Source organism: Labedella gwakjiensis, from assembly GCF_003014675.1.
In the GTDB taxonomy this organism is placed as follows: Bacteria; Actinomycetota; Actinomycetes; order Actinomycetales; family Microbacteriaceae; genus Labedella; species Labedella gwakjiensis.
In genome coordinates, this window is the sequence record NZ_PYAU01000001.1 from 2844321 (window position 1) to 2868944 (window position 24624).

Annotated in this window: 24 protein-coding genes; 15 read left to right on the forward strand and 9 right to left on the reverse strand. The window is 68.6% G+C overall.

Going from position 1 to position 24624, the window contains the following annotated elements:
• Positions 1-45 precede the first annotated feature (45 nt).
• The 5 genes from CLV49_RS13370 to CLV49_RS13390 are packed head-to-tail and all read left to right on the forward strand — an operon-like array spanning position 46 to position 3932.
• Entirely contained in the window at positions 46-1128 is a 1083-nt protein-coding gene (locus CLV49_RS13370) for a histidinol-phosphate transaminase (RefSeq protein ID WP_106563977.1), read from the forward strand.
• On the forward strand, positions 1125-1733 hold the full coding sequence (hisB, locus tag CLV49_RS13375; protein ID WP_106563978.1) for an imidazoleglycerol-phosphate dehydratase HisB: 609 nt from the start codon (positions 1125-1127) through the stop codon (positions 1731-1733). Before CLV49_RS13370 ends, hisB begins: the two co-directional genes overlap by 4 nt.
• Positions 1730-2368: an imidazole glycerol phosphate synthase subunit HisH gene (gene hisH / locus CLV49_RS13380; protein ID WP_106563979.1), complete on the forward strand. Its 639-nt coding sequence runs from the start codon at positions 1730-1732 to the stop codon at positions 2366-2368. The genes hisB and hisH overlap by 4 nt, the downstream gene beginning before the upstream one ends.
• A 60-nt stretch (positions 2369-2428) precedes the next feature.
• Positions 2429-3175 carry a bifunctional 1-(5-phosphoribosyl)-5-((5-phosphoribosylamino)methylideneamino)imidazole-4-carboxamide isomerase/phosphoribosylanthranilate isomerase PriA gene (priA, locus tag CLV49_RS13385; RefSeq protein WP_106563980.1) on the forward strand — a complete coding sequence of 249 codons (747 nt, stop codon included), beginning with the start codon at positions 2429-2431 and terminating at the stop codon, positions 3173-3175.
• The gene (locus tag CLV49_RS13390) at positions 3159-3932 is read left to right on the forward strand and encodes an SseB family protein (protein WP_106563981.1); all 774 of its coding nucleotides are present in this window, start codon (positions 3159-3161) and stop codon (positions 3930-3932) included. Before priA ends, CLV49_RS13390 begins: the two co-directional genes overlap by 17 nt.
• A gap of 18 nt (positions 3933-3950) precedes the next feature.
• Here the strand turns inward: CLV49_RS13390 and CLV49_RS13395 are convergent, their stop codons facing one another.
• Complete coding sequence (locus CLV49_RS13395) at positions 3951-4334, reverse strand: DUF1844 domain-containing protein (RefSeq protein ID WP_106563982.1); 384 nt, start codon at positions 4332-4334, stop codon at positions 3951-3953.
• 295 nt (positions 4335-4629) lie between these two features.
• On the opposite strand from CLV49_RS13395, the gene infC reads away from it, so the two are divergent.
• The 10 genes from infC to pheT all read left to right on the forward strand — a co-directional run bounded on the left by infC (position 4630) and on the right by pheT (position 13912).
• The gene (gene infC, locus CLV49_RS13400) at positions 4630-5262 is read left to right on the forward strand and encodes a translation initiation factor IF-3 (protein WP_106563983.1); all 633 of its coding nucleotides are present in this window, start codon (positions 4630-4632) and stop codon (positions 5260-5262) included.
• A complete protein-coding gene (gene rpmI / locus CLV49_RS13405) occupies positions 5255-5449 on the forward strand; it encodes a 50S ribosomal protein L35 (RefSeq protein WP_106563984.1) in 195 nt (64 codons plus the stop codon). Before infC ends, rpmI begins: the two co-directional genes overlap by 8 nt.
• Positions 5450-5481: 32 nt before the next feature.
• Entirely contained in the window at positions 5482-5874 is a 393-nt protein-coding gene (gene rplT / locus CLV49_RS13410) for a 50S ribosomal protein L20 (RefSeq protein WP_106563985.1), read from the forward strand.
• Positions 5875-6007: 133 nt separating this feature from the next.
• Positions 6008-6808 carry a TrmH family RNA methyltransferase gene (locus CLV49_RS13415; RefSeq protein ID WP_106563986.1) on the forward strand — a complete coding sequence of 267 codons (801 nt, stop codon included), beginning with the start codon at positions 6008-6010 and terminating at the stop codon, positions 6806-6808.
• A gap of 92 nt (positions 6809-6900) precedes the next feature.
• Positions 6901-7689, forward strand: a complete 789-nt coding sequence (locus tag CLV49_RS13420) for an amino acid ABC transporter ATP-binding protein (RefSeq protein WP_106563987.1) — start codon at positions 6901-6903, stop codon at positions 7687-7689.
• 83 nt (positions 7690-7772) lie between these two features.
• Positions 7773-8648: a glutamate ABC transporter substrate-binding protein gene (locus tag CLV49_RS13425; RefSeq protein ID WP_106563988.1), complete on the forward strand. Its 876-nt coding sequence runs from the start codon at positions 7773-7775 to the stop codon at positions 8646-8648.
• Positions 8649-8729: 81 nt separating this feature from the next.
• The gene (locus CLV49_RS13430) at positions 8730-9377 is read left to right on the forward strand and encodes an amino acid ABC transporter permease (RefSeq protein WP_106563989.1); all 648 of its coding nucleotides are present in this window, start codon (positions 8730-8732) and stop codon (positions 9375-9377) included.
• Entirely contained in the window at positions 9374-10300 is a 927-nt protein-coding gene (locus CLV49_RS13435) for an amino acid ABC transporter permease (protein ID WP_106563990.1), read from the forward strand. Before CLV49_RS13430 ends, CLV49_RS13435 begins: the two co-directional genes overlap by 4 nt.
• A gap of 40 nt (positions 10301-10340) precedes the next feature.
• Positions 10341-11381 carry a phenylalanine--tRNA ligase subunit alpha gene (gene pheS, locus CLV49_RS13440; protein WP_106565107.1) on the forward strand — a complete coding sequence of 347 codons (1041 nt, stop codon included), beginning with the start codon at positions 10341-10343 and terminating at the stop codon, positions 11379-11381.
• A 2-nt stretch (positions 11382-11383) separates the two neighbouring features.
• On the forward strand, positions 11384-13912 hold the full coding sequence (gene pheT / locus CLV49_RS13445) for a phenylalanine--tRNA ligase subunit beta (RefSeq protein ID WP_106565108.1): 2529 nt from the start codon (positions 11384-11386) through the stop codon (positions 13910-13912).
• Positions 13913-14060: 148 nt separating this feature from the next.
• Here the strand turns inward: pheT and CLV49_RS13450 are convergent, their stop codons facing one another.
• The 8 genes from CLV49_RS13450 to CLV49_RS13485 form a co-directional block, all read right to left on the reverse strand.
• Positions 14061-15614, reverse strand: a complete 1554-nt coding sequence (locus CLV49_RS13450) for a helix-turn-helix domain-containing protein (protein ID WP_244906355.1) — start codon at positions 15612-15614, stop codon at positions 14061-14063.
• 124 nt (positions 15615-15738) lie between these two features.
• Complete coding sequence (locus tag CLV49_RS13455) at positions 15739-16773, reverse strand: zinc-binding dehydrogenase (protein WP_106563992.1); 1035 nt, start codon at positions 16771-16773, stop codon at positions 15739-15741.
• Between the two features lie 122 nt (positions 16774-16895).
• A complete protein-coding gene (locus CLV49_RS13460; RefSeq protein WP_106563993.1) occupies positions 16896-18443 on the reverse strand; it encodes a PucR family transcriptional regulator in 1548 nt (515 codons plus the stop codon).
• The gene (locus tag CLV49_RS13465) at positions 18440-19477 is read right to left on the reverse strand and encodes a DUF917 domain-containing protein (protein ID WP_243696569.1); all 1038 of its coding nucleotides are present in this window, start codon (positions 19475-19477) and stop codon (positions 18440-18442) included. Before CLV49_RS13465 ends, CLV49_RS13460 begins: the two co-directional genes overlap by 4 nt.
• 9 nt (positions 19478-19486) lie before the next feature.
• Positions 19487-20584: an S-methyl thiohydantoin desulfurase family protein gene (locus CLV49_RS13470; protein ID WP_106563994.1), complete on the reverse strand. Its 1098-nt coding sequence runs from the start codon at positions 20582-20584 to the stop codon at positions 19487-19489.
• Positions 20581-21672: an S-methyl thiohydantoin desulfurase family protein gene (locus CLV49_RS13475; RefSeq protein ID WP_106563995.1), complete on the reverse strand. Its 1092-nt coding sequence runs from the start codon at positions 21670-21672 to the stop codon at positions 20581-20583. The genes CLV49_RS13470 and CLV49_RS13475 overlap by 4 nt, the downstream gene beginning before the upstream one ends.
• On the reverse strand, positions 21669-23222 hold the full coding sequence (locus tag CLV49_RS13480) for a hydantoinase/oxoprolinase N-terminal domain-containing protein (protein WP_106563996.1): 1554 nt from the start codon (positions 23220-23222) through the stop codon (positions 21669-21671). Before CLV49_RS13480 ends, CLV49_RS13475 begins: the two co-directional genes overlap by 4 nt.
• Positions 23223-23272: 50 nt before the next feature.
• The gene (locus tag CLV49_RS13485; RefSeq protein WP_106563997.1) at positions 23273-24619 is read right to left on the reverse strand and encodes a purine-cytosine permease family protein; all 1347 of its coding nucleotides are present in this window, start codon (positions 24617-24619) and stop codon (positions 23273-23275) included.
• Between the last annotated feature and the right edge of the window lie 5 nt (positions 24620-24624).

Genomic DNA, 24624 nt, shown 5'->3' on the forward strand with positions numbered 1-24624 from the left:
CGGTTCGACTGTCACACGGGTCGGGGCGATCGGTAGGCTCGTCGGGTGACTTCTCTCGATGATCTTCCTGTCCGCGCCGATCTGCGCGGCAAGTCGCCCTACGGTGCTCCTCAGAAGGCCGTGCCCGTCGCGCTGAACGTGAACGAGAACACGCATCAGATCCCGGAGAATGTGGCGCGAGACATCGTGCAGTCCTTGGCCGTTGCCGTTCTGGGCGTGAACAGGTATCCCGATCGCGAGTTCGGGCAGCTTCGCGCATCCCTCGCCTCCTACCTCGGTCACGGTCTCACGGGGGATAACCTGTGGGCGGCCAACGGTTCCAACGAGGTGCTGCAGCAGGTCCTGCAGGCGTTCGGTGGTCCCGGTCGATCCCTCCTCGGATTCGACCCCACCTATTCGATGTACCCGTTGCTCGCAGACGGCACCGGCACCCGGTGGATCGGCGCACCGCGCGACGCCGACTTCGAGTTGTCGCCGGAGACGGCCGTCGCCGCCATCCGTGAGCACGACCCGGACATCGTGTTCCTGTGCTCGCCGAACAACCCCACCGGCACCCCGCTCTCCATCGACACGATCGAGGCGGTGTACGACGCGGCGCGAGGCATGGTCGTCGTCGACGAGGCCTACGCGGAGTTCGCGCCGGACGGCACACCGAGCGCTCTGACGCTGTTGCCTGGCCGCGATCGACTCATGGTGTCGCGCACCATGAGCAAGGCGTTCGCGTTCGCGGGGGTGCGCCTCGGGTACCTCGCCGCGGCGCCCGCCGTCACCGATGCACTCCGCCTCGTCCGTCTGCCGTACCACCTGTCGGCCCTGACCCAGGCGGCGGCCGTCGCGGCTCTCCGGCACAGCGATGAGATGCTCGCCATGGTCGATGACATCCGTCAACAGCGTGACCGAATCGTCAGCCGGCTCGGCGAGCTCGGATACCGCCCCTACCGCAGCGAGAGCAACTTCGTTCTCTTCGGAGGTGTCCGTGATCCGCACGCCGTGTTCGAGGCTCTGCTCGAGCGGGGGATCCTCGTGAGGGACCTCGCCATCGACGGCTGTCTCCGCGTCTCGGCGGGCACCGAGGCGGAGACCACCGCGTTCCTGGACGCCCTCGCCGACGTAGACTCGACGGCATGAGCACCGGCAACCGCGTCGCCCACATCCAGCGTGCGACCTCGGAATCCTCCATCGACCTGCGCCTCGACCTCGACGGCACGGGTGCGAGCGAGATCCACACGAGTGTTCCGTTCTTCGACCACATGCTCACGGCGTTCGCCAAGCACTCCCTGACCGATCTCACCGTCACGGCGTCGGGCGACACCGACATCGACGTCCACCACACCGTCGAGGACACCGGCATCGTGCTCGGTCAGGCCATCCGCGAGGCGCTCGGCACGAAGGAGGGCATCTCCCGATACGGGGACGCCCACGTTCCACTCGACGATGCGCTTGCGCGCGCTGTGGTGGACATCTCTGGTCGCCCCTATCTCGTGCACGACGGGGAGCCGGCCGGGTTCGAGTTCCACCTCATCGGCGGACACTTCACGGGATCGATGATCCGCCACGTCTTCGAGGCCATCGCCTTCAACGCCGGACTGACGGTACACGTTTCGGTCCTCGCGGGCCGCGACCCCCACCACATCGCCGAGGCGGAGTTCAAGGCGTTCGCTCGCGCGTTCCGCCAGGCCAAGGCCCTCGATCCGCTCGTGCTCGGCATTCCGTCCACGAAGGGCGCGCTGTGAGCGGCAGTCGACCGCGGGTCGTCGTCCTCGACTACGGATCGGGCAACGTCCACTCGGCCGTGAAGGCGCTCGAGCGCGCGGGCGCCGACGTCGAGCTGACGGCGGATCGCAAGGCGGCGCTCGAGGCCGACGGTCTTCTCGTGCCCGGCGTGGGGGCGTTCGCCGCGGTCATGGAGTCGCTCACGTCTGCCCGTGGCGGCGAGGTCGTCGACAAGCGACTGGCGGGAGGCCGCCCGGTGCTCGGGATCTGCGTCGGCATGCAGGTCATGTTCGACCGCGGGGTCGAGCGGGGTCTCGAGGCCGACGGCCTGGGCGAATGGCCGGGTACCGTGACCCAGCTCGACGCTCCCGTCCTGCCGCACATGGGGTGGAACACCGTCGAACCGGACGCAGGAAGCACGCTCTTCGACGGCATCGAGGACGAACGCTTCTATTTCGTGCACTCATACGCGGCGTCGGACTGGACCCTCACCGTCGACCCGCCGTTCCCGCAGCCCCACCTCACCTGGGCGACACACGGCCAGCGATTCCTCGCTGCCGTCGAGAACGGACCGCTCACCGCGACGCAGTTCCACCCGGAGAAGTCCGGCGACGCCGGCATCCGCCTCTTGTCCAATTGGCTCGGGTCGCTCTGATCTGACTAGGATCGTGTGCGGCTTGCGAGCCGCCGTCTCCGACCCGATCGAGGAAACACCATGAGCGAGTTCAACCAGTCCCCTGATCTCGTGCTGCTTCCGGCCGTCGACATCGCGGGCGGCAAGGCCGTGCGTCTGACGCAGGGCGAGGCCGGCACCGAGACCAACTACGGCGACCCCGTCGAAGCGGCCGCCGATTGGGCCGGTCAGGGGGCGGAGTGGATCCACCTCGTGGACCTCGACGCGGCGTTCGGACGGGGACACAACGCCGCGATCATCCGGCGCGTGATCCGGCAGGTCCGTGGCGTGAACATCGAGCTCTCCGGCGGGATCCGCGACGACGCCTCTCTGGAAGCGGCTCTCTCGAGCGGCGCCAAGCGCATCAACCTCGGGACCGCTGCGCTCGAGAACCCCGAGTGGGCGGCGAACGTGATCGGACAGTACGGCGAGGCGATCGCCGTCGGCCTCGACGTGCGCGGCACGACGCTCGCGGCGCGCGGATGGACGCAGGAGGGCGGCGACCTCTGGGGAGTGCTCGACCGCCTGGAGCAGGCCGGCTGCGCACGCTACGTCGTCACCGACGTCACGAAGGACGGAACGTTGCGCGGCCCGAACATCGAGCTGCTCGAGCAGGTCATGGACCGGACCGACCGACCGGTCATCGCGTCGGGCGGAGTCTCGAGCCTCGACGACATCGCCGCTCTGCGGGCCCTCGTCCCGCAGGGCCTCGAAGGCGCGATCGTTGGCAAGGCGCTCTACGCCGGAGCGTTCACGCTCGCGGAGGCCCTGGATGTCGCGTCCGACTGATAAGGCGGACTCGGCCGGTCGGCCCTGGGCCGAGCGGTCCTTCGGCCACCACGACCAGTCTCACGCGGGCGACGACGGCTCGGCGCCCGCGGATCTGATGGACGTGCTCGAACGTTTCCGTCGGGGAGGCGCGTCGCACGGCGATGTCGTCGACGTCTTCCGAACGTCGCGTTTTCTCATCCCTCTCGTCGCCGAGGCCGGGGGAGTGGAGGAGAACGAGCGCGGTCTGCGCGTCGAGAAGACGCAGGAGCTCTCGATCGTCTCCGTAGCGGGACCGGATGGACGGAACGTCCTTCCCGTGTTCACCTCGGTCGATGCGATGGGGCGGTGGAACGCGAAGGCGCGCCCCGTCCCGGCCGACGGCACTCGCGTGGCTCTCGCCGCCGCATCGGAGGGCACGGAACTCGTCGTCATCGACCCGGGAAGCGACACGGAGTTCGCCGTGCGGCGCCCGGCCGTCTGGGCCGTCGCCCAGGGGGAGCCGTGGACGTCGGCCGCAATCGATCCCGCCGTCTACGCGGCCTTCGACGCGTCGATCTCGACTGAGCTCGGAGTGATCGCGGTCCGTGTGCGGCACGGCGATCCCGACGCGCGGCTCCAGGGACCGGAGGTGCAGGTCGTGCTCGAACTGGTGTCCGGGCTCACGCGCACGGAACTCGATCAGATCCTCGAGCGGCTCGCCCGGCGATGGGCCGCCGACGAGATCATCGCGACCCACGTGGATTCGCTGGCCGTGAAGCTCACGGCCAGCGAATGAGCGACGGGTTCCGTCGCCTCAGTTGACCGGACCGGTCCACTTCTCACCGGGACCCTGTCCGATGGGGTCGGGCATGCTCGAGGCCTCGCGGAAGGCGAGCTGCAGCGAGCGGAGGCCGTCGCGCAGGCTGCGGGCGTGCATGTCGCTCACCTCGGGGGCGGCGGCCGTGATGAGTCCGGCGAGGGCGTTGATGAGTTTGCGCGCCTCATCGAGGTCCTGCTGGGTCTCGGGGTCGTCGGCGAGTCCGCACTTGACGGCCGCCGCACTCATGAGGTGCACCGCCGTCGTGGTGATCACCTCGACGGCCGCTACATCCGCGATGTCGCGGGTCACGTCCGCGACGGTCGTCTCGGACGTCTCGTCCTCGAATCGGAACGACTCGCCGCCGTTGGATGCGCTCATGCTCGACGCATTGCCGTTAGTGCTCACTGAATTCCTCTGCTAGACTGCTTCGGGCTCCGGGACCTTCATATCCCGGTACGAAAGTGGATGAATATCCCACCCGCGCTTGACCGATTACAGGTTACCGGGTCGTTGCACTCCGCCGGTTCGGGCGGCTCCTCCGGGAGCAGGATGAACAGGTAGAACACCAGTAGGGAATCCGTGGTTCACATCACGGGGACTGTGCGGTTCGGGTGCGGTGCCGAACACGACGTGTCGTGTTCGTGGTGTGCTTCTCCTCCTTTCGCCTCGCCGGATGACCGTCCGGCTGAGTGGCCGGAAGTCTCTAGAAGAGGAGCCACGCATCAGCGATCCCCGTACCAATGACCGTATCCGCGTCCCCGAAGTCCGTCTCGTTGGCCCGAGCGGAGAGCAGGTGGGCGTCGTGAAGATCGAGGTCGCCCTGCGTCTCGCGCAGGAAGCCGACCTGGATCTCGTCGAGGTCGCACCCAACTCGAAGCCGCCGGTGGCCAAGATCATGGATTACGGCAAGTTCAAGTACGAGGCTGCGCAGAAGGCCAAGGAGGCCCGGCGCAACCAGGCGAACACGATCCTCAAAGAAGTTCGGTTCCGCCTCAAGATCGACAGCCACGACTACGAGACCAAGCGCAAGCGCGCCGAGGGCTTCCTCAAGGACGGCGACAAGGTGAAGGCCATGATCCTGTTCCGAGGCCGTGAGCAGTCGCGCCCGGAGCTGGGTGTGCGTCTCCTCCAGAAGTTCGCGGAAGACGTGGCCGAGCTCGGCACGGTCGAGTCGAACCCCACGATCGACGGACGCAACATGGTGATGATCATCGGTCCGCTCAAGAACAAGTCGGAGGCCAAAGCAGAGGCCAACGCACAACGTGCCGCGATCAAGGCGGCAAAGCAGGAGGAAAAGAATGCCTAAGCAGAAGACTCACTCCGGTGCCAAGAAGCGATTCAAGGTCACCGGCAGCGGCAAGATCATGAAGCAGCAGGCGGGCATGCGCCACAATCTCGAGGTCAAGTCGGGCAAGCGCAAGCGCAGCCTGAACAAGGACGAGGTCGTCGCCCCCCAGGACCGCAAGGTCATCAAGAAGCTCCTCGGCATCTGATCCGCCGACACGAACGCAAGGAATACTGAGAAATGGCAAGAGTAAAGAGGGCGGTCAACGCCCACAAGAAGCGTCGCGTCATCCTCGAGCGCGCCGAGGGTTACCGCGGCCAGCGTTCGCGCCTGTACCGCAAGGCCAAGGAGCAGGTCACCCACTCCCTGGTCTACTCGTACCGTGACCGTCGTGCCCGCAAGGGTGACTTCCGTCGCCTCTGGATCCAGCGCATCAACGCTGCGTCCCGTGCCAACGGCCTGACCTACAACCGGTTCATCCAGGGCCTCGGCCTGGCCGGCATCGAGGTCGACCGTCGCATCCTCGCCGAGCTCGCCGTGAACGAGCCCGCCACCTTCGCCGCTCTCGTGAAGAGCGCCAAGGCCGCGCTGCCCGCCGACACCTCGGCGCCGCGCAGCGAGAACGCCGCGTAAGCAGCGTCTACACGATCGAACAGAACCGGCCGGGGGAGACCCCGGCCGGTTCCGTCGTTTCCGCCTCTGGTTTTCCCGCTCCGACCGGGCCTGTCGCCGTTTGTCGCATGGGCTCCGCGCGTAGACTCGTGATGTGATCGACAACCCGCGTTCTCCGCGCATCCGTGCCGTCGCCAAGCTCTCGAAGCGTGCGGCCCGTCAGGAGACCGGACTCTTCCTGCTCGAGGGTCCGCAGGCCGTCGGAGAAGCCCTCACGTGGCGCCCCGAGCTTCTCCTCGAACTCTTCGCCACCCCGACGGCGCTCGAGCGCTATGCCGATGTGGCGGCCGCTGCCGAGAAGGCGGGCCTCGAGGTGGAGTTCGTGACCGAGGACGTCATCGCCTCCCTCGCCGACACCGTCACACCGCAGGGTGTCATCGCGGTCTGCCGGCAGTTCCCCACAGCGCTCAAGGACGTCTTCGCCGAGCCGCCGCGGCTGCTCGCGATCCTCGAGGAGGTCCGCGACCCGGGCAACCTGGGCACGATCATCCGCGCGGCCGATTCCGCCGGAGCCGACGCCGTCGTGCTCACAGGCCGTTCGGTGGACCTCTACAACCCGAAGGTCGTCCGCTCGACGACCGGTTCGATCTTCCACCTGCCGGTCTCGGTCGACGCCGATCTGTCCGACGTGGTCGGACGCGCGCGCTCGTCCGGGATGCGGGTGCTGGCCGCCGACGTGAAAGGCGAGAGCCTCCTCGACGTCCGACGCGACGGTGTGCTCGGTGACCCGACCGCTTGGGTGTTCGGAAACGAGGCGCGCGGCCTCGAGGACGAGATGCTGGGCCTTGCCGACCGCGCCGTGACGGTGCCGATCTTCGGTCACGCGGAGTCGATGAATCTCGCGACAGCTGCTTCCGTGTGCCTCTACGAGAGCGCCTTCGCGCAGCGCTCCTGACCCGTCGTCCACAGGCCCCCGAGGTGGTCACAAGTGGGTAACGGCGACTCCCCGTCACACGGAGGTAACACTGCCTCACCTACCGTGGAGGCATGGAGCACAACATTCTGCCCGAAACGACGTCTGTTCCGGTGGCCAAGCTGGGTGAACCGCTCGTCGTCATCGAGGGTGTCAACAAGCACTACGGAGAGCTCCACGTCCTGAAGGACATCACCACCACCGTCGCCCGCGGCGAGGTCGTCGTGGTGATCGGGCCGAGTGGTTCCGGCAAGTCGACGCTCTGTCGAGCGATCAACCGCCTCGAGACCATCGACTCCGGCACGATCACGATCGACGGCGACCGCCTCCCGGAAGAAGGCGCCGCGCTCGCGAAGCTGCGGGCCGACGTGGGCATGGTGTTCCAGTCGTTCAACCTCTTCGCGCACAAGACCGTCCTCGAGAACGTCACGCTGGCACCGATCAAGGTGAAGAAGATGTCCAAGAAGGACGCGAACGAGCGGGCGATGGCGCTCCTCGAGCGCGTCGGGGTCGCCAACCAGGCCAACAAGATGCCGGCCCAGCTGTCGGGTGGCCAGCAGCAGCGTGTGGCGATCGCCCGCTCGCTGGCGATGAGTCCCAAGCTCATCCTCATGGACGAGCCCACGAGCGCGCTCGACCCCGAGATGATCAACGAGGTCCTCGACGTCATGGTCGGCCTCGCCAAGGAGGGCATGACGATGATCGTCGTCACCCACGAGATGGGCTTCGCACGCAAGGCCGCCGACCGCGTGCTCTTCATGGCCGAGGGGCAGCTCGTCGAGCAGGCCACGCCCGAGCAGTTCTTCTCCAACCCCCAGTCGGATCGCGCCAAGGACTTCCTCTCGAAGATCCTGAATCACTGACGTTCGACCGGCTCCCGAGACCTCGTCGCGCAAGCGACAGGAAACACAGCAGCAGTACAACGAAGAAGAGGGATATCCAACATATGATGCGCAAAAAGCTCTCCCTGGTCGCCATCGCGGCCGCCGGTGCGCTCGCGCTCGCCGCCTGTGGCGGATCGAGCAGCGACACCGACAACCCCGGCGCCGCCGTCGAGGAGTCGCCCGAGTTCGAGGCCGGCACCACGATGGCCGAGCTCGCTGAGGCCGGCTCCATCACCATCGGAACGAAGTTCGACCAGCCGCTCTTCGGTCTCGTCGGACCGGACGGTACGCCCGTCGGCTTCGACGTCGAGATCGGCAAGATCATCGCCGCGAAGCTCGGCATCTCCGCCGAGAACATCGAGTGGGAGGAGACGGTCTCCGCGAACCGCGAGCCGTTCATCGAGAACGGTCAGGTCGACATCGTCATCGCGACGTACACGATCAACGACGAGCGCAAGGAAGTCATCTCCTTCGCCGGTCCGTACTACGAGGCCGGTCAGTCGATCCTGACGCTCGCGGACAACGAGGACATCGAGAGCGAGGACGACCTCGTCGGCCAGCCGGTGTGCTCGGTCTCCGGTTCCACGCCGGCCGACAACCTCACCGAGCTCGGTGCCGAGGTCGTGCTGACCGACACCTACGCCAACTGCCTCGAGCCGCTGCGCACGGGTCAGGTCGTCGCCGTGAGCACCGACAACGTCATCCTGGCCGGCCTCGCCGCCCAGAACGAGGGCGAGTTCAAGGTCGTCGGCGAGCCCTTCACGCAGGAGCCCTACGGCATCGGCCTCGCGAAGGACGACGTCGAGTTCCGCGACTGGATCAACGACGTGATCGAGGAGTCCTACGAGGACGGCTCGTACGAGCAGGCCTGGGAGGACACCGCCGGAACGGTGCTTCCGTACGTCGACCCGCCCGCGGTCGACCGTTACGAGGACTGACCCGATGACGAGCGTTCCCCCGCGGCATGGTCCGCGGGGGAACGCTCGCTCCCTTCCGCTTCACCCAGAGAGGCCTCGCCCGTGCAGGTGATCTTCGACAACCTCCCCGTCTACTGGACGGGGTTCCTCGTGACGCTCCAACTGACCGTCGTCGGCGGTGTCTTCGCGACCCTGATCGGGATCGTCATCGCGATCTTCCGGATCTCACCGGTCGCGTCCCTCCGGGGCTTCGCGACCGTCTACACCGAGATCGTCCGCTGCACCCCTCTCACACTCGTGTTCTTCTTCTGCGCCATCGTGCTTCCGATCCTGGGAGTCGACTTCCCGTACCTCGCCTTCGCCTTCATCGCGCTGAGCGTCTACACCTCGCCGTTCGTCGCCGAAGCGCTTCGCTCGGGCATCAACGGGGTGGCCCTCGGACAGGCAGAAGCTGCGCGGAGCCTCGGCCTCGGATTCGGACAGACCGTCGGCTTCGTGGTCTTCCCACAGGCGATCCGCATGACCATTCCGCCCCTCATCAACGTCTTCATCGCACTCACGAAGAACACGTCCATCGCGGGGGCCTTCTACGTCACCGAACTCTTCGGAGTGGGACGCGCGCTCGTGAACGCCAACGGCAACGCGGTCATCGCGATCCTGCTCGGCGTCGCATTCTTCTACCTCGTCATCACGGTGCCGCTCGGCCAGATCGCCGCGCACCTCGAGCGAAAGGTCGCGGTGACCCGATGAGCGGCTCGGCTGTCCTCTTCGACGCCCCCGGCCCCAAGGCCCGGCGTCTGTCCCGCATCCTCTCCATCGTCGGTATCGCGCTCATCGCTGGGGGTCTCGCCTGGGTGATCATGACTCTCGCTGCGCCTCGTCAGGCTTCGGGGGGAATCACCCTGTCGGGCATGTTCGCTCCCGAGCGGTGGGACATCTTCTCCGAGCCCATCGTGTGGCAGTCCATTGGCGAGGCCACGGTCCGTACCCTGCAGGCGGCTGGAATCGGCGCTGTCGGCGCCGTGATCGTCGGAGTGATCCTCTCGATCCTCCGCACGGCCGCGAACCCCTGGGTTCGCATCCCCACCACCGTCCTCATCGAGTTCTGCCGCGGCATGCCGGTTCTGCTCATGATGCTCTTCATCCTGCTCGTCTTCTCGACGGGCGCGCTCTGGGCCGTCGTCACGGCACTCATCATCTACAACGGCACGCTCATCGGCGAGGCGCTCCGCGCCGGCATCGCCTCGCTGCCGAAGGGGCAGCGGGAGGCGGGCCTCAGCCTCGGACTCACGCCGCTCCGCACACGACTGCTCATCGAGTTCCCGCAGGCGTTTCGACAGATGCTGCCGATCATCATCGCGCAGCTCGTTGTACTGCTGAAGGACACCTCACTCGGCTACATCGTGGGCTACCCCGAGTTGCTCCGCCAGACGACGAACTATCTCGCGAACTTCTACGGGAACCGCTACATGTTCTCGCTGTTCTTCGTCGCTCTCGCGATCTACCTCACAATCAACCTGCTTCTGTCGTGGTTCGCGCGGTGGCTCGCCCGCAGCGAGGAACGGAAGCGCACGGGCAAGAAGGGGAAGCCGGACAAGACCATCCTCGACTCGACCCCGAACGCGAATGCACAGGCCCTCGCATCCGGGAGCGGCGGACTCGGCGCTGCCTGACGCCGTCGGCGCACACGATCACTCACTAGACTTGGTGATCGTGTCCGAACCCACTGCCATCACGGAAGAAGCCGTCTCCGCAGCGGTCGATGCGGCGCTCGCCGCTGTCGCCGTCGCGACCGATTCCGCTTCGCTCAAGCAGGTCCGCGCCGAGCACGCGGGGGAGCGCTCGACGCTCGCCCGCCTGAACGGCGAGCTGCGCAACGTCGCCCCCGAGCTGAAGGCTCCGCTCGGCAAGCTCATGGGCCAAGCCCGCGGTCGCGTGAACCAGGCGTTCGCCGCTCGCGAGCAGGAACTCGTCGTGGAGGAGGAGAACGCCCGCCTCGCCGCCGAGACCGTCGACGTGACCGCCGTCGCCACCGCCTACCGTCCCGGCGCCCGCCACCCGCTCACGCTGCTGCAGGAGCGCGTCTCCGACGTGTTCGTCGGCATGGGCTGGGAGATCGCGGAGGGACCAGAGGTCGAGAGCGAGTGGTTCAACTTCGACGCCCTCAACTTCGACGCCGACCACCCCGCGCGCGCGATGCAGGACACGTTCTTCGTCGACCCCGTCGACTCGCACCTCGTGCTGCGCACCCACACGTCGCCCGTGCAGATCCGTGCGCTCCTCGAGCGGGATCTGCCCGTGTACGTGCTCGCGCCCGGACGCACGTACCGGACCGATGAGCTCGACGCGACCCACACTCCGGTGTTCAGCCAGTTCGAGGGCCTCGCCGTCGACAAGGGCCTCACGATGGCGCACCTGCGCGGCACACTCGAGCACGCCGCCCGCACGCTCTTCGGCGAGGAGGCGCAGATCCGTCTGCGTCCCAGCTACTTCCCCTTCACCGAGCCGAGCGCCGAGCTCGACCTCTGGCACCCCACCTTCTCGGGCGGCGCGCGCTGGATCGAGTGGGGCGGCTGCGGCATGGTGCACCCCAACCTGCTCCGCGCCGCGGGCATCGACCCCGACGTCTACTCGGGCTTCGCCTTCGGCATGGGGCTCGAGCGCACCCTCATGTTCCGCTCGGACGTGCAGGACATGCGCGACATGGTCGAGGGAGACGTACGTTTCTCCCAGCAGTTCGGGATGGTGGTGTGACGATGCGGGTTCCGCTCAGTTGGCTCGCGGAGTTCGTCGAGCTCACCCCGGGGACGACCCCGGAGGACGTGCACGCCGCGCTCGTGCGCGTCGGACTCGAGGAGGAGGAGATCCACCGGGTCGAGCTCTCCGGTCCTATCGTCGTCGGCGAGGTCCTCGAGTTCGTCGAGGAGCCGCAGAAGAACGGCAAGACCATCCGTTGGTGCCAGGTGCGCGTCGCGCCCGAGGGTGAGACGGCTGCCGATGGCGGCGAGAGCGTGCACGGCATCGTGTGCGGTGCGTCGAACTTCTTCGTGGGCGACAAGGTCCCCGTGACTCTGCCCGGTGCGGTCCTTCCCGGACCGTTCCCGATCGCCGCTCGGAAGACCTACGGTCACGTGTCCGACGGCATGATCGCGTCGTCCCGCGAACTCGGGCTCGGCGACGAGCACGACGGCATCCTCCGTCTAGCCGAGCTCGGGCTCGGCGATGCACCCGTCGGCTCCGACGTGATCGCACTGCTCGGGCTCGACGACTCGGCGGTGGAGATCAACGTCACTCCCGACCGGGGTTACGCCTTCTCCATCCGGGGCGTCGCTCGCGAGTACTCGCACGCCACCGGTGCCGCCTTCACCGATCCCGCCGAGGCGTTCGACCGCCCGGCTGCCCGCGAAGGCGGCTATCCCGTCTCGATCACCGACCAGGCGCCCATCCGCGGTCGCGTCGGCGCGTCCGTGTTCGTCGCGCGCACCGTGCGCGGTGTCGACGTGAGCCGGCCGACACCCACGTGGATGTCGTCTCGTCTGCGCCTCGCGGGGATCCGCTCGATCTCGCTGCCCGTCGACATCACGAACTACGTGATGCTCGAGCTCGGCCAGCCGATCCACGGCTACGACCTCGACCGGTTGAGCGGCGGCATCGTCGTCCGCCGTGCCGAGGCGGGGGAGCGTCTGACGACCCTCGACGGCCAGGACCGCGCGCTCCACACGGAGGACCTCCTCATCACCGATGAGTCTGGCCCCATCGGCCTGGCCGGGGTGATGGGTGGCGCCACCACCGAGATCACGGATGACACGCGGAACATCCTCGTGGAGGCCGCGCGCTTCGACACCGTCTCGATCGCGCGCACGGCCCGTCGTCACAAGCTTCCGAGCGAAGCGTCCAAGCGGTTCGAGCGCGGCGTCGACCCCAACGTGGCGTCGAACGCCGCCGACCGGGTGGCGCAGCTGCTCGTCGAGCTCGCGGGTGGAACGGTCGACGAAGAGACGACGGTGATCGACGAGGCGGAGACGCCTGCCGTCATCGCACTCCCCGACGGCTACGTGTCGCGGCTCGTCGGTTTCGAGGCGGGACGCGACGAGACGATCGCGGCCCTCCGCGAGGTAGGGTGCGTCGTCGACGACTCCGAGTCGGATCTCGCGGTGACGCCGCCCTCATGGAGACCCGACATCACCGAGCGGGCCGATCTCGTGGAAGAGGTCGCGCGCATCCTGGGGTACGACCGTATTCCGGCCGTACTGCCCGTCGCTCCTCCCGGTCGTGGGCTCACGCCGGCACAGATCCAGCGCCGCCGGGTGGCCGACGCGCTCGCCGCCTGGGGTGCGACCGAGGTGCTCGCGTACCCGTTCGTCGCCGCCGAGCAGAATGCGCTCTTCGGGGCCCCCGACGGCGATACGCCGGAGGCCGTCCGCGTCGCCAACCCGCTCGACGCGACGGTGCCGTTCCTCCGAACCTCGCTCCTGCCCGGGCTCCTCGCCGTGGCGGGGCGCAACCTCTCGCGCGGGCTCACGGATCTCACGCTCTTCGAGTCGGGAACGGTGTTCCGTCCTGCTCGTGGTCGTTCGTACGGCCAGCGCGAGCTGCCGTCGGCGGCGCAGCGTCCCACGGCCGAGCACCTCGCCAAGCTGGAGGACGGCATCCCGCCGCAGCCGCGTCACGTGGGCGTGATCTCACTCGGGAACCGCCTACCCAAGCGCGTGGGGGAGTCGGCGGTGCCCGCCGGGCTCGCCGATGTCCTCGCCGCCGTCGAGGTCGTCTCGCTCGCGACGGGTGTGCAGATCGACGTCGCACAGGGGCGCCATCACGCGTTCCACCCCGGCCGCACCGCCGCGCTGAGCGTGGCGGGTGCGCCGATCGGATACGCCGGTGAGCTGCTGCCGTCCGTCGCGCGTGACCTCGATCTGCCGCGCACGGTCGCGGCGCTCGAGCTCGATCTCGATGCGGTGATCGCGGCGTCCCGCGAGACCGTCGACGCCACGCCGATCCGCGTGATGCCGGCCGCGACGCAGGACCTGTCGCTCGTCGTGACCGACCGGGTGCCGGCGTCCGCCGTGCTGTCGGCCGTGCGCGAGGGTGCGGGGGAGCTGCTCGAGGACGTCCGACTCGTAGACGACTACCGCGGACAGGGGCTCGAGGAGGGCACGAAGAGCCTCACCTTCGCGCTGCGGTTCCGCTCTGACGATCACACGCTGACCGCGGCGGAGGCGAGCGACGCGAAGGTCGCCGGAGCGGCCCTCGCCGGGAGTCGTTTCGGAGCGGCGATCCGCGAGTAGCGCCGACCGCGACGACGACGAGAGGACGCGGCCCCGTGGGGTCGTGTCCTCTTCGTGTTCGGGCGCGGCCACGTGGTGCGAGGGCGCCAGATATGAGTCGAGGGCGCCAGGTGTACCTGGCGCCCTCGCTCGGGAGTAGCCCTTTGGGTTAGTCGCGGAAGGACTCGATGGAGGCGCCCAGGGAGATCAGGCGCTCCTGGAGCTGCTCGTAGCCGCGCGCGATGATGTCCACGTTGCGCAGGACGCTCGTGCCCTTCGCCGCGAGCATCGCGAGCAGGATCACGACGGCGGGCCGCAGGGCCGGGGGGCAGCTGACCTCTGCACCCGACCAGTGCGTCGGGCCCGAGATGTCGAGGCGGTGCGGGTCGCGCAGTCGCACGTTCGCCCCGAGGCGCGTGAGGTCCGTGAGGTGGATGGCGCGCCCCTCGTACACCCAGTCGTGGATCAGCGTGTCGCCCGTTGCGCATGCCGCGATGACCGCGAAGAACGGCAGGTTGTCGATGTTGAGGCCGGGGAACGGCATCGGGTGGATCTTGTCGATCGGCGCGCGCAGCTCCGACGGGTGCACCGTGACGTCGACGAGACGCGTGCGCTCGTTCTTCGCGAGGTACTCCGGCGTGATCGTGTACTTCAGGCCCATCTCGCTGAGCGTGGCGAGCTCGATCTCCATGAACTCGATCGGGACACGCATGACGGTGATCTCCGAGTTCGTGACGATGCCGGCGGTGAGGAGGCTCATGGCCTCCACCGGGTCCTCTCCTGGCCAGTAGTCGACGTCCGCGTCGATGTGCGTCTTGCCCGTGATGCGGAGCGTCGTGGAGCCGATGCCCTCCACCTCGATGCCGAGGAGCTGCAGGTAGAAGCAGAGGTCCTGCACCATGTAGTTGGGGCTCGCGTTGCGGATGACGGTGACGCCGTCGCGCACGGCTGCGGCCATGATCGCGTTCTCGGTGACGGTGTCGCCGCGCTCCGTGAGGATGACGGTGATCTGCTCGTCCGACTTCGGCGTCACGGTGGCGTGGTACCAGCCGGCGCCGGCCTCGACCTCGAGCCCGAAGGGGCGGAGCGCGATGAGGTGAGGCTCGACCGTGCGGGTGCCGAGGTCGCAGCCGCCGGCGTACGGGAGCTCGAACTGGGTGAAGCGTCCGAGCAGCGGACCGAGGAACATGAGGACGCTGCGCGTGCGGCGGCCGGCCTCCTCGTCGATCGCGTCGAGCTTGACCTTCTCGGGGACCTTGATCTCGACGTCGTTGCCGTCGGCCGACCACGTGACCTGCACGCCGAGGCTGCGCAGGACGTCGATGATGCGATCGACCTCGACGATGCGTGCGACGCGGTGGAGGCGCGTGGTGCCGCGGTTCATGAGCGCGGCGCACAGCAGCGCGACGGCGCCGTTCTTGCTCGACTTGACCTCGATGCTTCCGTGGAGCTTCGCGCCGCCCTGGACGCGAAGGTGGGAGCCCTTGCGGGTGTCGCCGAAGGTGACGATCTCGCTGTCGAGCGCTGCGCTGATCCGGCTGAGGAGGTCGAGGCTCATGTTCTGCCCGCCCTGCTCGATGCGGTTGATCGCGCTCTGGCTCGTGCCGACGCGTTCCGCGAGCTGGGACTGGGTGAGTCCCTTGCCCTGGCGGGCGCCGCGGATGAGGGCTCCGACTTCGCGGAGCGGGGCTGTGGTCGTGGGTAGCGTGGTTACGTCTGTCACGTGGTTCATCGTATCTCAGATGTGAGATGAAGTGACGTCGATTGTGCATTTTCCGGGCATCGGCGTGTCCGCTGGACGAGCCGGATGCCGTCCCGTGACGTACGAGGGTCCCGGCGGTCTTCAGTCAGGCCGTGGGATGGATGACCCGGATCCCGGTCGGGGGAGCCGAGTCGGTGAGCGGCAAGAGCGCCGCTCCCTCGTCGAGATCGACGCTCCCCGCGACGAGATCCTGGGGGCGCAGCGCCCCCGACGCGACGAGCGCGAGCATCTCGTCGTAGTCGCGCGCGGCCATGCCGTGGCTGCCGAGGATGTCGAGCTCCCATCCGATGACCCGATCGAGCGGGAGGCTCGGCATCTCGGCGGAGGCCAGGAGACCGATCTGGACGTGACGGCCGCGACGGCGCAGGGAACTGACGGCCGACGTACTCGTCTCGGCCGACCCGACGGCGTCGACGGAGACGTGTGCTCCGCCGCCGGTGAGAGACGCGATCTCGTCCGCCGTCGTCGGCGAAGCCACGAGCGTGTGCTCGGCGCCGAGCGACCGCGCGAGCTCGAGGGCGTCGGCGCTGCGGTCCACCGCGACCACGCGGGCCCCGAGCGCGCGGGCGATCATGACGGCGCTGAGCCCGACGCCGCCGGCACCGTAGACCGCGATCCACTCGTCAGCCCGCACGTTGGCGCGCGCGTGAACGGCGCGGAACGCCGTCGCGAACCGGCAGCCGAGGCTCGCGGCCGCATCGTCGTCGAGCGCGTCCGGCACGGAGACGAGGTTCGCGTCCGCCGCGTGGATGGCGACGAGCTCGGCGTGTGAACCCCAGTGCGTGAATCCCGGCTGCGTCTGGTTCGGGCACACCTGCGCGTTGCCGGAGCGACACCATTCGCAGGCGCCGCAGCCGCACACGAAGGGAGCGGTCACGCGCTGCCCGACGTGCCAGCCCGTGACGCCGGTGCCGACATCCTCGATGGTCCCGACGAACTCGTGGCCGGGGACGTGGGGGAGGGTGACCATGTCGTCGCCGTGCGCCCACGCGTGCCAGTCGCTGCGGCAGAGGCCAGAGGCCTGAACGCGCACGAGGACGCCGCCGTCCGGTGCGATCGGCGCGGGGACGTCGCGCACCTCGACGGGGCCGCCGAAGGCGTCGTACACGATGGCTCTCATAGGGTCTCGTCCGTTCCGGGTCGCCCCGTGTCGTTGTGGTCGGTGTGGTGGGTCTGTGTCGTGGTGCCGGTTGTCGTGGCGTCGGTTGACGCGGCGACGGTCGTCGAGGCGATCTGAGGGGCTCAGCCGCGGTGTCGTCGCCCGGAGGCGCTCGTCGTGGACCTCAGGAGGGCGCGACAGGCGAGGTGGACGGCGAGCCGCACCTCGGAGTCCGAGAGGTCGAGGCTGAGGAGCTCGCTCGCCCTCGCGATGCGTGTCGAGACGGTGTTGCGATGAAGTCGGAGGGCGTCGGCCGTCGCGGCGATGCCCGACTCGTGGTCGAGGTAGGAGGTCAGCGTCTCGAGCAGCTCGGGAGCGCGGTCGAGCAGGGGCCCGAGGAGTGAGCGTGCGGCGGGGACGAAGGTGTCGTTCTCGGTCCACGAGAGGAGGAGCTGCTCGAGTCCGAGCGTGTCGATCCGGACGAACCAGCCGGCGGCGGAGCGCGATGCCGCGATGCGTGCGGCGTCGGTCGCTTCGTCGATGGTCGCGACGAGTCCGGCCGAGCCGCTCTGCAGAGACCCGACACCGGTCGCGACGTTGAACGCTCGGCGCACCGAGACATGGAGCTCCCGGATGACGACCGCGAGCTCCTCGACCTGTTCCGGCGACGGAGGCGCTGGAAAGCTCGCCCATGCGGTGATCCCGCGTCCGCTCGTCGCGGCGTGGAACGTGCCAGGACGCGAGGCCAGCTCGCGTGTGACGAGGCGCAGCAATTGGAAGGTGTCGACGCGGGTGCGGCCGATGACACGGAAGGCCACGTGGAAGCCTGTGGTGCGCCAGCCGCGATCGAACATGCGTTGCTCGAGCTCTGGGTCCCGACCGTCGCGCTGCTCCACGAAATCCCGCAGGAGACCCGACGCGACGGCGGCGTCGTTGACGTCGGCGACCTCGTCGATGAGGATGCGCGCGGCCACGGCGGGCATGGCGACCTCGGCGGCCACAGCGAGGGCGCTCAGCTGGGCCGCGCTCAGGCCCACGTCGAAGAACGCGAGCCGCAGCCCGGCACGGCTCGGGCTGTCGATACTCACCGAGGCCGCGGCCCCGTCGGGGGTCGCTACGGTGTCGAGCCACGGGCCGAAATCGATGGCGGCATGCACCGACGCGGCGAGTGATCCGCCGGCCTCGAGCACGACCCCGGTCGAGTCGACGAGCGCGATGCCATGGCCGACACTCGCGGAGAGGTGACGCAGGAGGTCGAGGAGGCCGGACGCGTGGTACTCGATCGACTGGGCGACGTGCCTCACGTAGCCGAGCGTGAGAGCGTCGCGTCCCTCGACGAGTTTCCAACACGCCTTCGCGAGCGCGAGTGGTTCTTCGGTGTCGAAGACGACCAGGCCGAGTCTGTCGGCGAGGGTTCGGGTCCCTTGCCCGAGCACGTCGGCGCGGGGGAGGGCCAGTGCTCGGTAGCCGCGGTCGCGCACGCGGCGCACGAGGGCATCCTGTTGCCAACTCGTCGCCGGCGGCGGTGTGGTGAGGATGGCGAGAGCCGACGTATCCGTCGCGGGGAGGTCGTCGGCACCTGTGGCGACCTCGACCCCCGTCCACTCGTCGGCGGTCGATCCCGCGACGATGCGTAGGCCGCCGTTCCGTGGATGGGCGAGGAGCGCCGCGGCGTCGAGGACGGCGCTCATCTCGCCTCCTCCAGGTCGGGCACACCGTAGGCGGCGGGCGCGACGTGTGCGAGCCGCTCAGGAGTCCGCGTCCACCATGAGGGCGGTCCGAGACTGAAGACAGCGACATGCCGACCGTAGACGATGTCTTCCACCTGGAGGATCTCGCGCGAGATGGAGTCCACGGTGAGGAGGATCTCGGGGGTCGCGGCCTCCACCCGGCCGTCGCGCAGGACCGCGAGCGATTCGGAGCGGGCGACGACACGGAGGATGCTGCCGTCGTCGCCACGGATCTCGATGGTCGAGGCGAACGGATCCGTCGGAGAGGCCTCGACACCTGCGACCCGGCCGCGCCCGAGCAATCGACCGTCGAGGCGCTCGCCGAGGTCCGCGATCGACTGGGCGGCCTCCCGGTCGTCGAACGCGCTGCCGACGGCGGCCGCTCGACGCAGCCCGCCGAGCACCGCGTGCTCGCGCAGGTCGCCCACCGTGAAACCGGCCACGAGCACGGCCGTCATGCCACCGGCCTCGACGATCGCGCTTCGGACGACGCTCTCGACGTCGGCCGCTCGGCGCGAGTCGACGATGGCCACTCCCGCGCCCGTGCTGCAGACCACGACGACTCCGGGAACCCGGTCGACGAGCAGGGTCAGCTGATCGAGTCGGGGGAGGGCCCGTCCCATGAGGTCGGCGTCCACGACGGTCAGGGCCGGCGCGAGGGAGAACGGCGCGAGGCCGTTGAGGCCGGCCCCCTCGATGGCGCACACGGCCGTCGCGCGGACGCCCGTCCATCGTTCGGCAGCGTCGACGAGCTCGGCGAAGGGCGCATCTCCGACGATGCGTTCCTCGAGGAGGAGCGTCGACCCGCCGTGGGCGACGGCGACACACGGGGTGTCGGCCGGGACCTCGTCGACATCCGCGACCTCGATGGGCCAGATCGCCGCTCGGGCGAGGACGAGCTCCCACATGGTCGTCCGTCCGCCGCCGCCCGAGCCGAGGGCGCAGAAGCCGCGACCGAGGGTGCGGAGGTCCTGCTGCGCGACGATCGTCACCATGGGTCCAGGCTAATCGCGAGCCTCCACCGGGACGAACGCTTCCGTGAGTCCGAATGCGCTCGGGCCGAACGTCGCGAGAGCGTCCGGCGTACGCATCATCTCCGGTGTCGAGATGCCGAGGACGCGGACCCTCTGCCCGTAGCGCAGCCCCTCCGTCGTGATGGGCTCGCAGGATTCGGCGTCCACGACGCAGATGAGATCGGGGACGATCGCGACGACCGTCTCACCGCGGCGGGCGATGAGGTTCTCGTTCTGGAACGTGAGCTCGATCGTGTCCTTCGACGCGGGATCGACCGACGCTATCGTCGCTCGGCCCTTCGCGAAGCCCTCCGTCGTGCGGCGTTCGACATCGCTGACCTTCCCGACGAAGAGTTCGCGGACGTGGGGGTAGAGCGTCGTCGAGAGAGTGTCGGCGATCGCCGACACGGGCGATTCGTGCCGTTCCCGCGCGATCCGGATGGCGCGTCCGAGCGCGAGAGCCATCGAGATCGTGCGTGGCACGGCGGTCCGTCTCACGTCGGCGCCTGTCATCGCGTACTCCGCGATGTGCGCGACGCCGCCGAGACGGATGGTGATACCGCGGGCGAGCCACTCCATCTGCCTGTCGTCGTCACCGGTGTCGATGATGACGCGTTCGCCGCGCTCACCCGCGAGGGCGAGGGGCGAACCGTGTACGCCGTAGACGGCGAACGTCTCCATCGAGAGTTCGGGGAACGCCCGCCCCATGCCGTCGGCATCAACGACGGGAAGTCCCGTCTCCGCCGCGACGAGGAGGGGGATCATCGAGTTGATGCCGCCGCATTCGATGGGCATCGTCGCATCCGCCGTGCGGCCGAGGTGCTCCTCGAGGGTGCGCAGCGCGAGCGTCGGCTCCGTCCCGGCGGGGATCTTCTCGATCATCACCGTCGGCGCACCCATCTGGGCCGTCGGAATCACGAAGAGGTCGTCTGCGATCTCGTCGGGGTCGAGGATCTCGATGAAACCCTCCCCGAGGACCTGTTCGACGAGCTGCGTCCCGATGTAGGGATCCCCGCCGCCCCCGGTCCCGAGGAGCGTGGCACCCCGTGCGAGGTCTGGGAGATCGGCCGCGGTGAGTCTCCAGCTCATGCTGCGGCCTCCGCACCGGTCGACACTGTGCCGTCGAAGCGGTGCGCGTCGACGTCGTAGCCGAAGTATCCGGGGCCGACCATCGCGAGAGCGGCGGCGCCGTGCCAGCGCGGGTCGCTCGGTGCGGCGATCACGCGCACACGCTGCCCGTAGCGGAGGCCCTCCGTCGTGATGGGCTCTCCCGACTCGTGATCGAGAACGATGATGAGGTCGGGCGTCGTGACGACGACGGTCCCGTCGATGCGTGCGATGAGGTGCTCGTTCTGAAACGACAGTTCGAGGGACGACCCGGTGCCGTCGACACGCGCGCGACCTCGAGCGAATCCCGTCGTCGTCGCGCGTTCCACATCGGCGACCTTCCCGGCGAAGAGCTCACGCCCACCGAGGACGCCGACGGTACGAGCGACCGGGTCGGTCTTCGACGTCCTGGCCTCCTCGATGCCCACACCGATCTCGACGCTGTGACGGAGCGTTCCGCCCACGAGGGCAGCTCGTGCGGTCGCCCCGTCCATTGGGAAACCCGCGATCATGATCGAGCAGCCCATCTCGACGCAGGCCACGCGGGCGATGCGTTCCGTCCAGTGGTTGTCGACCGTGTTGAGGACCCCGACGTTGCCCTTCTCGTCGCTGAACGCGAGGGGCGACGCGGTGACGTCGTAGAGCGTCGGCAGCACCATCTGCAGTTCCGGGAACGCCCGTCCCATGCCGTCCCCGTCGATGAGGGGCAGCCCGAGGGCGGCGGCGGCCGCCACGGGGATCGTGGAGTTCACTCCGCCGACCTCGGCACACGCGATGTGCGTGACGGGCCGGCCGAGGGATGCGCCGAGGGCGAGAACGGGTGCCACGACCTCGTCGAGGCTCGGCAGCTTCTCCACCATGACCGTCGGCGCGCCCATCATCGCCACGGTCAGGACGAGTGCGTCGTCGGGTACGTCGTCGAGGTCGACGACGGTGACGGGACCGTGCTGGTTCAGCGCCTGTCGCGCGAGGAGGGATCCGATGTAGGGGTCGCCTCCTCCTCCGGTCCCGAGCACGGCGGCTCCACGGGCGAGTCCGGCGATGTCATCGGGGCCGAGCGTCCAGCTCACGAGCCCACCGCCATGTCGAGGTCGCCGACGGCCTTCACGCGGATGCGTGTCGCATTGCCCGGCAGGTAGGGGATCGGGACCTCGTCGAAGTCGACGATCGACACCGAGCCGGGTGTCGCGCCCGCGGCGATCGCCTTGTCGACGGCTTCGGCCCTGACCTCCGCGACGGTCTGCTCGCGCGCGCCGGGGCTGACGGCGTAGACCTTGTCGATCTCGCCTCCGACCTGCGCGATCGACGCACCGATCGCGTTGGCGACCGCGTAGTTCTCCGGACGGTGGACCGTGCCGAAGAGGGGGAGCTCGTCCGGCAGCAGGATGGAGCCGCCGCCGACGGCGACGACCGGAATGGGCTCGGGGGACGTGCGCATACGGTCCACGGCCTCGGCGATGCGTTCGGCGATGCGATCGAGGACCCGGGTGACGAAAGCCCGATCGAGGTGCGCGACGCGCGACGCGTCTCCGACAGAGGCCCGCCCGGCGGCGACGGCGATGTCGGTCGCCGTGAGGACGGTGCCGCCGAAGACGAGGGCGTCCGTCGTGAGCCTGTAACCGACCGATTCGGGTCCGACCTCCCCGGTCTCCTCGTCGACGACGCTGCCGCCGCCGATGCCGATGGAGAGGACGTCCGGCATCCGGAAGTTGGTGCGGATGCCCGCCACCTTGACCTCGTTCGCGGTCTCCCGAGGGAATCCGTTCACGAGGAGACCGATGTCGGCCGTGGTCCCGCCGATGTCGACGACGGCGCACGTCTCCAGGCCACTCGTGAGGGCGGCGCCGCGCATCGAGTTCGTCGGACCCGACGCGAACGTGGCCACGGGGTAGAGGCGGACGTAGTCCTCGTCCATGAGGGTCCCGTCGTTCTGGCTGAGGAAGATGGGCGCGGTGATGCCCTGTGCCCGCACCGCCGACGTGAGCCCATCGACGATCTCGCTCGCGAGTTCGCGGAGCGCCGCATTGATGATGGTCGCGTTCTCCCTCTCGAGCAGTCCGATCCGTCCGATCTCGTGGGAGAGGGAGATCGCGACGTCGTCGCCGAGCACCTCGGAGAGGATGCCCGCCGCGGTCACCTCGAGATCGTGATTGACGGGGCTGAAGACCGACGAGACGGCCACCGAGCGCACGCCGTGCGACGCCATGTCGCGCGCGATCCCGCGGAGCTCGTCGGGATCGAGCGGCGAGATCGGGCGGCCGTCGAACTCGTACCCGCCGTGGGCGAGGTAGCCGCGAGCGTCGATCGCCTCGATGAGCGCCTCCGGCCAGTCGACGAGCGGAGGCAACGCCTTGGTCGCCGGGAGCCCGAGTCGGACGGCCGCGGTGGGAGCGAGCCCCTTCGCCTGCACGAGGGCGTTGATGAAGTGGGTCGTGCCGATCATGACGGCGCTGATGTCGTCGCCGTCGAAGTGGTGCGCCTCGCGGAGGCTCGCGATCGCCTCGACGATGCCCGTCGTGACGTCGGGACTCGTCGAGTTCTTCACGCCGGCGACGGTGCGCCGCCCGTCCATGAGGACTGCGTCGGTGTTGGTTCCGCCGACGTCGATTCCGATGTGCACTGTGTCTCGCTTTCGGGGTGGTGCTGCTGGAGGGTGGAGCGGAGAGGCGGTCAGGGGACCGTGGCCGTCTCCGGTGCGACCAGATCGGCCGACTGCGCAGTCGTCGCCCGCCCGACCCCTGTGACGAGTCCGAGCTTGCCGGCAACGATGTAGAGGACCATCGAGAGCACGAGCGACAGGACGGCCGGGATGCCCCAGGTCACGAGATAGCCCGTGACCGCCGAGACCACCCAGATGACGATCGTCGCGGGGACGATGCGCGGGGCCGTCTCGGGGAGGCGGCCGACGGCGCGGGAGCTGTCGAGCTCCCCGCGCCAGCGCTTCACGACGAAGTACTCGGCGACGATGATGCCGGCGATGGGTGGGAAGGCGACACCGAGGATGGTGAGGAAGCCCGTGAACTGCGACAGGATTCCCGCCGCCGCGAGGATCGAGCCGACGACGCCGAGAACGATCGTCGTGGTGACGCGGTTGAGCTTCTTGGCGAAGGCGGTCGAGATGAAGTTCACGAGGCCGAGTGTCGACGAGTAGAGGTTCCAGTCGTTGATCTTGAGTGTGCCCGTGATGACGATGATGAGACCGACGAACCCGATCGAGGACGTGACGATCGCGACGATGTCGCCAGACGCTGCCGCGTGAGCGAGCAGCACGCCGGCGAGTCCGATGACGAACTCGCCGAGTGTCACTCCCACGACGGTCTGCTTGACGACGTCGGCCTTCGACCGGTTGAAGCGGGTCATGTCGGCGGTGATGATCGCGCCGACGATGAGACCGCCCGCGACGATGCCGGTGCCGGCCCACACGCTCATGGCCGGACCGGGGGCCGGTCCCGTGAGGAGCTCACCGAGGTCGTGGCGGGAGAGTTCGCTGACGACCGACCATCCGACGAGGATGAGGAAGAGGGGAACGGTGACGTTCGCGAGCCACTGCATACCGACGAAGCCGAAGCTGACGATGGCGGTCACGGCGAGACCGAAGATGAGGCTCCAGGCCCAGATGGGCATGACGCCCGGCATGAGGACGTCGAGGGACTGCGCGGAGATCGCCGACTGGATGCCGAACCACCCGATGAGGCTGATGCCGATGGCGAGCCCGACGAGACTGGCGCCGATCTCGCCGAATCCGGTCCAACGCGCGAGGAGGGCTGTGTTCAGGCCCTCTTTCTGACCGATGATGCCGACGATGCACATGATGATCTCGAGGATGATCGAACCGAGGAGCAGCGCGAGCGCGGCGTCGGCGAACGACATGCTGTAGCCGAGCGTGGCTCCGAGGAGGAACTGGGACAGCGCCGACACCTGACCGAAGCGTTGGACGGCGATGCCGAACCAGGGCTTCTGGGCCGAGGGGTCGACGCGGCTCAGGGCGAAGTCGTCTGCAGGGGCTGTACGGGCCATGGGGC